Source organism: Streptomyces sp. NPDC002265 (genome assembly GCF_040296125.1).
Classification (GTDB): Bacteria; Actinomycetota; Actinomycetes; order Streptomycetales; family Streptomycetaceae; genus Streptomyces.
In genome coordinates, this window is the sequence record NZ_JBEOWS010000307.1 from 1 (window position 1) to 11,911 (window position 11,911).

Annotated in this window: 11 protein-coding genes; 5 read left to right on the forward strand and 6 right to left on the reverse strand. The window is 73.9% G+C overall.

The genetic code is table 11. The features are described 5' to 3' along the window. The first annotated feature begins 160 nt into the window (after positions 1-160). From ABT085_RS36150 to ABT085_RS36160, 3 genes are all read left to right on the forward strand, one after another. Positions 161-1,351 carry an MFS transporter gene (locus ABT085_RS36150; protein ID WP_351617927.1) on the forward strand — a complete coding sequence of 397 codons (1,191 nt, stop codon included), beginning with the start codon at positions 161-163 and terminating at the stop codon, positions 1,349-1,351. A gap of 160 nt (positions 1,352-1,511) precedes the next feature. Next, positions 1,512-2,312, forward strand: coding sequence for a hypothetical protein (locus ABT085_RS36155; protein WP_351617936.1), 801 nt, complete (start codon positions 1,512-1,514; stop codon positions 2,310-2,312). Positions 2,313-2,364: 52 nt separating this feature from the next. Beyond that, positions 2,365-2,868, forward strand: a complete 504-nt coding sequence (locus ABT085_RS36160; RefSeq protein WP_351617939.1) for a hypothetical protein — start codon at positions 2,365-2,367, stop codon at positions 2,866-2,868. Between the two features lie 94 nt (positions 2,869-2,962). On the opposite strand, the gene ABT085_RS36165 is transcribed toward ABT085_RS36160, so the two are convergent. Next, the gene (locus ABT085_RS36165) at positions 2,963-5,980 is read right to left on the reverse strand and encodes a glycosyl hydrolase (protein WP_351617942.1); all 3,018 of its coding nucleotides are present in this window, start codon (positions 5,978-5,980) and stop codon (positions 2,963-2,965) included. Between the two features lie 336 nt (positions 5,981-6,316). On the opposite strand from ABT085_RS36165, the gene ABT085_RS36170 reads away from it, so the two are divergent. Further along, positions 6,317-7,324 (forward strand): P1 family peptidase, encoded by a 1,008-nt coding sequence (locus ABT085_RS36170; RefSeq protein ID WP_351617962.1) that lies wholly within the window; start codon positions 6,317-6,319, stop codon positions 7,322-7,324. On the opposite strand, the gene ABT085_RS36175 is transcribed toward ABT085_RS36170, so the two are convergent. From ABT085_RS36175 to ABT085_RS36185, 3 genes are read right to left on the reverse strand one after another with little or no spacing between them, the layout of a single operon-like run. Then, positions 7,270-7,779, reverse strand: a complete 510-nt coding sequence (locus ABT085_RS36175) for a hypothetical protein (protein ID WP_351617945.1) — start codon at positions 7,777-7,779, stop codon at positions 7,270-7,272. The two genes, ABT085_RS36170 and ABT085_RS36175, sit on opposite strands and share 55 nt — an antisense overlap. A gap of 4 nt (positions 7,780-7,783) precedes the next feature. After that, positions 7,784-8,170: an ArsR/SmtB family transcription factor gene (locus ABT085_RS36180; RefSeq protein ID WP_351617948.1), complete on the reverse strand. Its 387-nt coding sequence runs from the start codon at positions 8,168-8,170 to the stop codon at positions 7,784-7,786. Further along, entirely contained in the window at positions 8,167-8,613 is a 447-nt protein-coding gene (locus ABT085_RS36185) for an SRPBCC domain-containing protein (protein ID WP_351617951.1), read from the reverse strand. Before ABT085_RS36185 ends, ABT085_RS36180 begins: the two co-directional genes overlap by 4 nt. Positions 8,614-8,827: 214 nt before the next feature. Between ABT085_RS36185 and ABT085_RS36190 the strand changes: the two genes are divergently transcribed. Next, a complete protein-coding gene (locus ABT085_RS36190; protein ID WP_351617954.1) occupies positions 8,828-9,145 on the forward strand; it encodes a hypothetical protein in 318 nt (105 codons plus the stop codon). A gap of 31 nt (positions 9,146-9,176) precedes the next feature. Here ABT085_RS36190 and ABT085_RS36195 read toward each other — a convergent pair whose 3' ends face one another. After that, a complete protein-coding gene (locus ABT085_RS36195; protein ID WP_351617956.1) occupies positions 9,177-9,980 on the reverse strand; it encodes a hypothetical protein in 804 nt (267 codons plus the stop codon). After that, positions 9,977-11,665: a serine/threonine-protein kinase gene (locus ABT085_RS36200; protein WP_351617959.1), complete on the reverse strand. Its 1,689-nt coding sequence runs from the start codon at positions 11,663-11,665 to the stop codon at positions 9,977-9,979. The genes ABT085_RS36195 and ABT085_RS36200 overlap by 4 nt, the downstream gene beginning before the upstream one ends. Between the last annotated feature and the right edge of the window lie 246 nt (positions 11,666-11,911).

Here is an 11,911-nt window from a genome sequence, read left to right on the forward strand (position 1 = left end):
GGATGATCCGGGGCGGGGTTCTTCGTATGCGGTGCGCGTCGCCGCACCGTACGACGGCCGTGCGACGCCGCGACGGCGGTGTGAAGCCGTGGCTGGTGGCTGTCGTGCGAAGCCGTGCTTCGGCCAGCGCCCACGGCCCGGCGCCGTTACTGTCGACGGCATGGGCGGTGATCGCCGAGGGTGGCGCGCGTGTTTGCTCGGCGGGGCGGTGTTCGCCGTGTGCATGGCCGGCACCACACTGCCGACTCCGCTGTACGGCCTCTACCAGGAGAAGTTCGGGTTCTCCGAGCTGACGGTCACCGTCGTGTACGCCGTCTACGCCTTCGCGGTCATCGGTGTGCTGCTGCTGGCGGGCAACGCCTCCGACGCCGTCGGCCGGCGTCCCGTACTGCTGTGGGGCCTGGGCTTCGCGGCGGCGAGCGCCGTCTTCTTCCTCGCCGCCACCGGCCTCGGTGATCTCTACGTGGGGCGGCTGCTGTCCGGGCTGTCCGCAGGTCTGTTCACCGGGGCCGCCACGGTCTACGTGATCGAACTGGCCCCGGACGGCGGAGCCTCCCGTGCCACGTTCGTGGCGACGGCAGCCAACATGGGCGGCCTGGGCTGCGGTCCCCTGCTCGCCGGGGTCCTCGCCCAGTACGCGGCCTGGCCGCTGTACCTGCCGTTCGTCGTGCATCTCGCCCTGGTGGCCTGCTCGGCCGCGGTCGTGCTGTGGCTACCGGAGACCGTCGCGCAGCGGCGGCCGCTGCGCACGGTACGACCGCAACGGCCCGGCGTGCCCGCGCAGGTACGGCCGGTGTTCGGTCCGGCGGCGACCGCCTCCTTCGTGGGGTTCGCCCTGTTCGGGGTGTTCACGGCGGTCAGTCCGGCGTTCCTCGCCGAGTCCCTGGACGTGCACGACCACGCGGTGAGCGGGCTGGTCGTCGCGCTGGCCTTCTTCGCCTCGACGGCCGGACAACTGGCCGCCGGCCGGGTCGGAGTGGGCCGGTCGCTGCCCCTGGGCTGCGCGGGCCTGCTCACCGGGCTCGTGCTGCTCGCGGGCGCGCTGCGCTGGGATCTGCTGGCGCTGGTGGTGCTGAGCGCGCTCGTCGGCGGCTGCGGGCAGGGGCTGGCGTTCCGCGGGGCGCTGTCGGCGGTGGCCGAGGCGTCTCCCGCGGACCGGCGCGCGTCCGTGGTCTCGACCCTGTTCGTGGTGGCGTACGCGGGTATCTCGGTGCCGGTGATCGGCGTGGGGGTGCTGTCGGGACCGATCGGACTGGAAGGCGCGGGCCTGGTGTTCATCGTGTGCATGGCCGCGCTGGTGTCGACGGCGGGTGTCTATCTGTTCAGACGGCCGGTCCCGGCCCGGACCTGAGCGCGCGGCACAGGGGATCGGCTGCCTGCGGCGACCCGGTATCGCGGGTCGCGCCGCCTGCCGCCCGCGGCGACCGGCGTCGCGTGTCCCGCCGCCCCCTCCCGCCGTCCGTGCCGGGCTCCGAATGGCCCGATCGGCCCCGCGCGGGCACCCTGGAGAGATGAAGCCCGAGGCACCCGCCACGGCAGGGGGTGCGGTCGCCGGATTCCTCGGGAATCCCGTCGTCGGTATGGCGCCGTGGATCGTCTTCTCGCTGCTGGTGGGACCCGGCAGATTCGAGATCGCGGTCGTGCTGGCCCTGGCGGCGACGGTCGTCCTGGTCGCGGCCGGCCGGATCGTGGACCGGGGCAGTTCGTGGAAGCTGCTGGAGCTCGCCGACCTCGCCTTCTTCACCGTCCTGGCCGTCGTCGGCGCCGTCGCGAGCGACGGTACCCGGCGCTGGCTGGAGACGTACGCCGGTGAGGTCTCCAACATCGCCCTGTGCCTGATCGCCTTCGGGTCCATGGCGTGCGGGACGCCGTTCACGCTCCAGTACGCGCGGGAGCGGGTGGACCCGGAGTACTGGCACACGCCCGCGTTCCTGCGCACCAACTACCTCATCACCGGGGCGTGGGGGCTGGCGTTCCTGGTCGCCGCGGTCGCGGGCGCCTACGGCGACCTGGTCCTGCACGATCCGAACAACATCTGGACCGGATGGATCATCCAGATCCTGGCCATCGTGGCGGCCGTGCGCTTCACCGCCTGGTACCCGGACGTCGCACGGGCGCGCGCCCGGCGCGCGGCGGGCCTTCCGGGCCCGGACCCGCCGCGGCTGGGCGGGATGTTCCTGCCCCTGGCCGGGCTGCTGGTGCCGATCGGGATCGCGGTCCTGATCTTCGAGGACGCGTGGTGGCTGGGCGTGGCGCTGATCGTGGCCGGCGTCCTGCTCACCAAGGCCCTGACCGCACGCGGCGCCGAGTGACCGGCGTCGTCGTCGGTGCGTCGTTGTCAGTGGTGCCTTCTAGCCTGCGTTCATGACCACCATGGAGTCCGGAGGCTGTTCCGACGAGGTTCTCACGGAGTGCTTGACGGCTGTCGACGAGCTGCTCGTACGGCCGTTCCCCCCGACGTGTCACGACGACGCCACCGAGAGCGGCGGCCCCGGCCATCATGTGCGCGTGCTGCGGGCCAGCCACGACTTCTGGGACGACAACGGGGGCGAGGCCTGGCACCGGGCGGACGAGGAGCTGCGGGCCTGCCTGGACGCGCTGGGCGCGCAGTTCACGAGACGCTGGGGCGATCCGTACGAGGTCGACCTGTGGTCGTATCTGATAGCCGGGTACGAGGGGACCGAGGTGCCCGATCCGCTCGACCTGCTCAGCCAGCTGGCCGTGAGCATGCGGGTCTGGCCGATCGAGGACCACGGCCGCTGGCTCGGGCTCACCGTCGGGCAGGGGGACACGGAACTGCCGCTCGAACTGCTGGCGGTGGTCGGCCGGACACCCGTCCCCGAGCCGAGCCTGTCCGCAGGCGAGTGAGCGGAACCGGACCGCCGCCGCCCTCGCCGAGGGGGTGCGCCGGGAGTCCGGCCGGGGCGCCGCGCGTGGCGGGCGCGCGCCCCGGCCGGTGCGGTCAGGACAGGTCCGTCTGGAGGTAGGGGACCAGCCGGACGGGACCGCTCAGGCCGTGGTCCTGGCGGGCGACGGCGCCGAACACCGCGGGCTGGTCCACCCGCAGACGGTTGATCAGCGGTGTCGCGACCTCCACCTCGATCCGGTTGGCGCCGGGCCGCAGCAGACCGGGGCCGAGGTCGACGACGGGGTTCAGCCGGTTGACGGCAGGCAGCCGGGTGCCGTTGACGGTGACCCGGCAGGTGTCGCTGACCTGCCCCAGCTCCAGCCGGGCACCGTGCGCGGAGGTCCAGCCCGCGGGCAGGTCGACCGTGGTGCGGTAGTGCCCGACGCCCGCGCTGTCGGCGAGTTCGGGGATCTTCGACCACGGCAGGAGCGTGTCGAGGGCGACCGAGACGCCGACGACCTCGGTGCGGCTCGCGGTGGAGCCGGGACGCCAGTCCTCGACGTCCAGCTGCCACCGGGCGGGGACGACGGCGCCCGGCAGGGACGGGACCGTCGTGGTGAAGGTCCGGCCCCGGTCCGGCCGGGTGGTGTAGGTGCCGGGCGCGCTCACCCGTACGGCCAGACCCTTCTCGGCGAACAGGACGCTGTCGGCGTCGGTGGCGACCACGTGCGGCCGGGCGCCGTGCCGGTCGCCGAAGAGCCCCGGACGGCCCAGCGCGATGATCGTCGACTCACCCGGCTGGAGCTTGATCCGTACGGTGAAGTCGTCGCCGTCGCGCGTGTACCGGGCGAGCCGCACGGCGTCCCCCGTCCAGGGGTCGAGGAGGTAGGGGACGGTCTCGCCGTGACCGTCGCGGCGCAGGGTGACCTCGTGGTCGATGGCGGCGACGGGCGGCTTGACCGTCTCGGCGTGCTTGCCGTTGCAGAAGTAGTAGTAGTCCGCCTCCGCCGTCGAGCGCCGGGCGTTGAGCAGGGTGGAGGCGGTGGCGTAGCGGGCGTCGGGGGTGATGCCGAGCTCCGCCAGGGCATCCCCGACGGCCGCCTTGTCGGTGACGCGCACGACGTTCGGCAGGGCGAGGAGCCGGGCCAGGGTCTCGCGCAGCCGGTCCGTCTCGCCGTCGGCCGGGACGCCCGGGGTCAGGCCCTGGTCGAAGGCGCCGAGCAGGACGACCGGCAGCCCGGCCCGGGCCAGCGCGAGGATCCTGCCCGCGTCGTCGACGGACAGGGTGGGCGTGGAGCCGTAGAAGAAGTCGCCCTCGACGAACAGGGCCTTGTAGGCGGGGCCGTCGGGTGCCAGCCGGCCCTGTCGCACGGTGGCGCTGGGCAGGTCGAGCAGCGGGCTGCTGAGGAACTGGTGGGTCCAGCCCAGCGGGACGCCGGTCGCGGTGAACCAGGACGCGCCGATCCCGGTGGCGGTGTAGCCGGTCTGCCGGAAGACGGCCACGTCGGCGCGGGCGGTGCCGCTCTGCAGGACGCGGTGCACACGGCCGAGGTAGCCGGAGATGTCCGCGACATGCGTCCAGGTGGGCTGGCGCGGGCCCCACGACTCGCCGTAGCCGGCCGCGCCGTTGTACGGGCTGAACGCGGCGAAGCCGGGCCAGGCCACCCCGGGCGCGGTGGCGTAGGAGAAGCCGTGCAGGTTCGTCTGGTTGACGCCGGCCGCGTACGCGCCGCCCATGGTGCGCAGGAACCGGTCCCAGGTGGTGCTGTAGGCGGATCCGTTGTAGGCGCCCGCCTCGCAGGACAGCACGGTGTGGCCGGCCATGTCCCGGCCGCCCGCCAGACAGCGGTAGTCGTCGAGGTTCTTGAAGCCGAGGGACTCTCCCTCGGGGATGTCGAGCAGGGCGGCCGAGGCGATCGCGTCCGTCTGGAGACCGTACGGCTGGGCGCGCAGCCCCATGCCGAGGGAGTGCGCCCAGTTGCGCAGGGCGGTGATGTGGTGACGGTTGAACAGTTCGGAGACGGCTCCCCAGAAGTCGTGCCGGATCTGCCGGGTCACCTGGGCCTCGAACGCGAAGACCTGGTTGCTCTTGTCCAGCACGAGCGCGGGCAGACAGGGCAGCAGCGGCCGCCCGGTCCGCTCCTCGAAGGCCTCCGCAAGCCCGGTCGTCCAGACCAGTCCGTCGGTCTCCAGCTCCACGGAGTCCTCGAAGAAGGTTCCGCCCGCGGCCCGCAGCAGCCGCCGCAGTTCGGGCGTAAGGATCTTCCGGTCCCAGTGGTCCGTGACGGCTCGGGTGCCCGCGGCGCTGAAGTGGTCCACGACGTAGGCCGCCGGGGAGGTGTGCGGCCCCGACTCGGGCTGCTGCGCCGAACCGCGCTGCCAGTACGAGATCAGCACCCAGTCGCCGTCCGCCGGCGCCGTCCAGGACAGCGTGCCGTCGGTGACCAGCGCGGTCAGGTCCCGGACGCTGTCCAGGTCCAGGCCGGTCTCCTTGCGGGTGGAGTTGGCCGCGTTCACCCGGGCGGCCTGGACGGCCACGAGCCGCTGCCGGGTGACTCCGCTCCCGGCCGGGCGCACGGAGGCGGGCACCGGGCCTTGATACGTTTCACCGGCAGCCAACGAGACGCGTCCGTAGGCGAGTTCCTGTGCGGCCACCTCGTCGTCGGGGACGACACCGGGGACCGCGACGGGCCAACTCGGGCCGAGCGTCAGGTCGATGGTCACCCCGCGCCGGGCGGCTCTGCCCAGGGCCGCCGCCACGCCCTCCTGCCAGGGCCGGCTGCCCCAGCCGTGGTACGCGGTGTCCAGCACCGACTTGTCCTTGATGCTGTGGTGGACACCGGCGATCTCCATGCCGCCGAAGCCGGCGTCGGCGATCTGGTCGATCTCGCGGGCGACCTCGTCCGGGTCCACCAGCCCGTCCGGCCACCACCAGCGGAACCTGGGGCGCACGGAACGCGGGGGACTCGCGAACCAGTCGGCGTCCGGGGCCGGTCCCGCGGCCGCCGTCGGCACGGTGGCCGGAACGGCGGCCGCCACACCCGGCAGTGCGCCCAGCACCGTCGCCCCTATGCCTGCCGCGAGGGCCACACGCCGGGAAATTCCGCCGGGCCGCGGCGTCTCTTCAATCATGGTGCGCCTCAAAGTAGGAGAAAGAGTGGGGAACCAAATGACTGAATCGTTTCAATTCAGGTCGACGCGGGAACGCTAAGCCTGTGCTTCGTCGAAGGTCAAGGGATCGGCGGTGAGCGGGTGCGTGTGAGGGCCGGGCTAGGCGCCACCGGACGGGCAGTTGGACGGGTCATTGGAGGGGGCCGTCGGAGGGGCCGTCGGTCGCTCCGTCGGGCGGGGCGCGGGTGCGGGCGGACGCCGGGCCCGGACTGCGGATAACGTGCCGGTCATGCCCGCACCCGCGCCCGTCCCCGACCCGCCCCGGCCGCCGTTCTCCGCAGAGCCCGTGAACTCGGCATCGGCGTAGGCGATCTGCCCACCGGGCGGTACAACGCGCTGACGGACGTGCCCGGCATCCGCGTCGGACACACCACGCTGGTGGACCCGCCCCGGGTGCACAGCGGTGTCACGGCGATCGTGCCCGAGGGAGTGGGTCCCCAACGTCCGCTGCCTGCCGGGGTGTTCGCGGGCAACGGCTACGGCAAGCTGCTGGGCACGACACAGATCGCCGAACTCGGCGCGATCGAGACCCCGGTGCTGCTCACCTCGACCCTGTCCGCCTTCCGGGTCGCGGACGCCCTGGTCGGCTGGATGCTGGAGCGGCCCGAGGGCGCGGGCGTACGCAGCCTGAACCCGGTGGTGGGCGAGTGCAACGACGGACTCCTGTCCGACATCCGGTCGCGTCCGGTGCGCGAGGAGCACGTCCGGGCCGCACTGGACGGCGCCTCGGGCGGACCGGTCGCCGAGGGGTGCGTGGGGGCGGGCACCGGGCTGACCGCCCTCGGCTTCAAGGCGGGCATCGGCACCTCCTCACGCCGGGTGCGGCCGGCCGGGCGCGAGGCCGTTCTCGGGGTCCTCGTGCAGGCCAACTTCGGTGGCACGCTGCGCGTCCTGGGGCGCACCGTCACCCCGGCCGACGTCGGGATCCCCGCCGTGGACCCCGGCGCCCAGGACGGTTCCTGCATGGTCGTCGTCGCAACCGACGCGCCCCTGGACGCCCGGCAGTTGACGCGGCTGGTCCGGCGCGCGGTCTTCGGGCTCGCCAGGGCGGGAGCCTCGTACGGCCATGGCAGCGGCGACTACGGTCTCGCCCTCGGCACCCGCCCCCTGGGCGCGCCGGCCGGGCCCGCCGTGCTGTCCGACGGCGACCTCGACCCGCTGTTCGCCGCCGTCCTCGACGCCGTGGAGGAGGCCGTCCTCGACTCGCTGCTGACCGCCACCACGACCACGGGCCCGTACGGGGACACCCGTCACCCGCTGCCCGCGGCTCCGTTGCTCGCCCTGCTGGGGTCCGCGGTGGTGTGAAGGGCGAGGAGCTGACGGGTGTGGCCGGGCACGTGGTTCTCGGCGAGACCGTCGATCAGGCCCGCCAGCGGGACCGGCTGGTCGAGTACGAGGGTGTCGCCGGACATGAGGAAGGCGGGCACCAGGACCGAGGCGGCCCCGGCGTCGAGCCGGTCGGCGATGTCGCACAGCAGTCCCGCCTGGCTGCGGACGTGGTCGATCAGCTCCTCGCGGGTGGAGTGTGCGGCGGTGATCCGGTCGAGGTTCCAGGCGTCGAGGCACACCCGGTTGTCGAAGGCGGGCCGGGCGCCCGCGACGACACCCAGGGCGACCGCCGCGACCGAGGCGTCGACGCTGAGGAGATGGGCCATGATCTGGTCGGCGTTCCAGCCGCCGTCGGCCGCGTCGCCGAGGCCGGGGCCGGCCGCCACGTCGAGCAGCCGGTCGTAGGCGTCGCGCAATGCCGTCGTGTCCACGGGGTCACTTCCCTTCGGCCGGGCCGGGCCGGCCCTGTTCGTGCTCGGCCGCCTCGGCGGCGTCCTTGATGGCGGCCAGCCGCCGGTCCCAGTCGGCCGCCAGCGAGGCCATCCACCGGGCCGTCGTGTCGAGCGCGTCGGGTCGTACCGCGTAGCGCACCTCGCGTCCGACCCGGCCGCCGCGCACCAGCCCGGCGGCGTCCAGCACGGCGAGGTGCTTGACCACGGCCTGGCGCGAGACGGGGAGGTGCTCGGCGAGCGACGTGGCGGTGGCCTGGCCGCGGGCGGCGAGCAGTTCGAGCAGCCGGCGCCGGGTCGGGTCGGCCAGTGCGGCGAGGACGCCGTCGACGGTGTCCTCGGTGCCGCCGGCGCCGGGGCGCTCCGCCGTCACGCGGAGGGCTGTTCGGCGCGCGCCTTCAGCGCGTCGAGCTCCAGCGGCCAGCCCGCGGTGTGGTCCTTGAGGTTCTGGGCGCGCAGTTCCTCGGACCCGGCCAGGGACGCGAAGCCGCTCTCGACGACGCGCAGCCGCGTCCCGTCGCCCTCCGGGGTGAGGGTGAACTCCACCAGGGTGCTGTTGTCCTCGCGCAGTTCCTCGCCGGGAAAGGCGCTGGTCCAGCGGTACGCCAGGTACGTCGGCGGTTCCACCTTCTCCACCCGCACCGGGAAGTCGCCGTGCTCGGGGTTCTTCGCCACCATCGACTCGCCTTCCTTGGCCACGGTGCCGGGCAGGCTCGCCTTGTCGGCCACCCAGAAGCCGGGCTGGGCCACCAGCGACCAGACGCGCTCCAGGGGCGCGGAGATCAGGGTCTCGCGTTCGATCCGGTCCTCGCTCATGAGGGACTCCTCTGTCGTCACCGTCCATGTGTGCAACTCCAGAGTTGCACATCAGTCATCGAGGCGCAACCGTAGGGTTGCGTGTGGTGGCGCGCGGAGAGTGGCGCGTGGTTCGCGGGTGCATTCACCGCCGGGTTCGGGGCAGACGCGGGACGCGGGCTCGGCGCGGGCGCAGTCGCCGAGAGCCGGCCGAACCGTCGAAGAGGGAGTCACCGTGACCACGTACGTCATCACCGTTCCCGGCACGTTCCTGCGAGCCGTCCCCCACGGCCTGCGCTCGGGTATCGAACGCAGGCTTCGGCCCTCGGACCCCAGGAACACGGATCTGGGGGAGAACGAGGAGCTGAGTCTGCTGACGGTGGACGAGGGCGGCATGTTCGCCGCCCGGGTCGAGGTCGACGCCGCCGACAGCGCGGGCGCCGAGGCCGAGGCGGTACGGGTGGTCGCGCGGGCCCTGCAGGACAGCGGCCTGAGCGAGCAGGACGCGCCGCTGGGCGAGGCGATCGTGACGGGCATCGACAGCGAGCTCTGAACGGCCCTCCACCGAGGGGTTTCCCGGGCCGTCAGGCGCACTCGTACGTGAAGTAGGTGGTGGCCGACGGGCCCCGGCCCGAGGTGCCGCCGGGGGAGAGGACCCGGAGTTCCGCCGCCGCCCGGTAGGTGCCGGTCCCCCGGAACGACCAGCGCAGATGCACCCGCGCCTGGTCCTGCCCAGCGGGCACCGTCTCGCGCAGGACGTCGGAGCGCGTGCCGTCGTTGCGCACCCAGCGGTAGGACAGGGTGCCCGGCCGTCCGTTGGTGGTGATCACACCCACGACGTCCATCGTCCCGTCGCACCCGACGGTCGACGTGAGGGTGGTGACGCTCACCCGTTCCGGCACCACGTCCGGTCCCGAACGCTGCCAGGCCAGGAACGCGATGGCCACGATCAGCACCAGTGCGGGCAGGGCGTGGCGGCGCGGGTCCCGTCGCGTGCGGGCGGGGCCGGGCCCGACGACCGGGAGGGTCGGGGAGGTGCCGGAGGAACGCCGGGCCGTCGCGTGGGTCACGCCCGGGCCGAAGCGCAGGACCGTGCCGTCCACGCGATCGGGGGCCGTTTGATGCGTAGGCGTGGTCGGGACGGTCGCGTCGTCGAGGAGCGTGGTGTCCGCCGCGGGCCGCTGGATCCAGTGGCTGCCCAGTTCGGTCGCGCTGTACTCGGCCGGGGCACCCGGTCCGCCGCGCGTGTCCTGCCGACCCGGCGCGCCCGGTCGGCCCGGTGTGCCCGGCGGTCCCGGTGGGTTCGGTATGCCGCCCGTGCCGTGAGCGGTGGGGGTGGACGGGGCCTCGGAGTGCGCGGGCCGGGTGCGGTCGTCGTCCGGAGTCATCGCAGGCTGCACCCTCTCGTCAGAAGCTGCTGCGAAGCGCCGCCGTCGGCGGACGCGGGCTTTGTGGTGGCCTGTACGGCCCAGTAGCAGCCGCCGCCCTGGAATGTGTGGTCGACGCCGATCGTGTACTGCGTCGCACCGCTGCGCTCGAAGGTCTGCGACGCGCCGTCCGGGGTGCCGAGCTGACCGCTCGTGGCGCCGGTGTACCAGGAGACCACCAGGGTCAGGGGCCCGGTGCCGTCCGTGGTGACGGTGACCGTGGCGGTGCCCGTGGTGGGACCCGTCTGCCGGAACCCGGAGAGGGTGACCGCCTTCACGGCCGGTGCGGCGGGCGCCGAGGGCGAGGCGGGCGTGCTGGGGGTGGCGGACACCGTGGGCGGAGCGGTCGTCGGCGTGGCCGTGGTCGTCGCCGGACCGGTCGGCGGGTCCACCGGCGGCGGGCTCGAAGCGGCCGTCGCCGACGGACCGCCGGGGGCGGCGCTCTCGCTCCCCGACGGCGAGGGGCCGGGGGACCCGGAGGGGTCGGCCGACCCGGACGGGCCGGCCGACGCACCGGCGGGCGTCGCCCCGGGATCCGTTCCGGGCCCCGCACTGGTCGTGGCCCAGGCTCCGGTGGCTCGCTCGCCCGCCGGAGCGCCGCCGAACGGTACGCCGCGGGCCAGCAGGACGAGCAGGAGCGCGACGACGGCGGACACGAGGACGCCAGGGAGCGTGGGCCGCCACACGTGTCCTCGCCCGGTGCCGCGGCCCGGCGCACGCAACCAGCTCCGCCGCAGCGCGGTGCGGGCGGTGTCCGTGGTGGACAGCCGTCCGGTACGGGCCGACGGACGCAGCAGCGCCAGCAGGGTCACGAGCGCGGCGAGCCGGCTGCGGCCGCGCTCCTCCCAGTCCGGGCCGAAGGCGTGGACGGCGGCCGCCTCCAGTTCGCCGACGAAGGCCTCGGCGTCGGCGGGCCGCTGCGCGGCCGACTTGGCCAGGCCCTGGCGGACCAGTGACTGCACGGACTCGGGGACCTCGTCGAAGGGGACGGGCGCGTCGAGGTGGCGCAGTGCGAGTTCGGCGAGGTTGTCGCCCGCGTACGGCTTGCGGCCCGTCAGGCATTCGAAGAAGGTCGCCGTGGCCGCGTACACGTCACCGGCGGGCGAGGCGGGGGCGCCGGTCCACTGTTCCGGAGCCATGTAGGAGGGCGTCCCGGCCACACCGGCGCTCTCGCCCGTGCTCACCGCGATGCCGAAGTCGACCAGCTTCGACGCGCCGTCCGGCAGGACCAGGACGTTCTCCGGCTTGTAGTCGCGATGGACCACGCCGATCCGGTGCGCGTCGGCCAGGCCGAGCAGCGAGCCCTTGAGGACGACGAGCGCGGCCTCGGGTGTGAGCGGCCCTTCCCGCTTGAGCAGGGACCGCAGGGAGACCCCGTCCACCAGTTCCATCACGATGGCGGCACCGTCGGGGCTCTCGACGTACTCGTACAGCCCGGTGACGTGCGGGCTGTCCAGGCCGGCCAGCAGCCGGGCCTCCGCCCGGAAGCCGCTGACGAAGCCGGGGCGGGTGTACAGCGACTCGCTGAGGTACTTCACCGCGACCGCGATGCCGGTGTCCCGGTGCACGGCCAGCACGACGCGGCCGCTGGCACCGGAGCCGAGCTCCAGCGACTCGGTGTATCCGGGAACCGTCCATGCGCTCATCCGTATCCCCCCAGGACCCGTCGTGGCCCGGCGCATCACCGCTTCGGATGTCCCCGGCCACGGGATGACAGACACCTCCGCGGCCGCTGCGGTTGCGGCGAAGCTGTGTGTGTCGCGCACGTATCGGCGGTGCCGCCGGGAGGTGGGGACAAGTGGGGGGAGGGGACGGCGGGGGAGGGACGGCGGGACGGGGGGCGCGGCCGCGGGGGGGCCCCCCCCGCCGCGCCCCCCCCCCCCCCCCCCCCC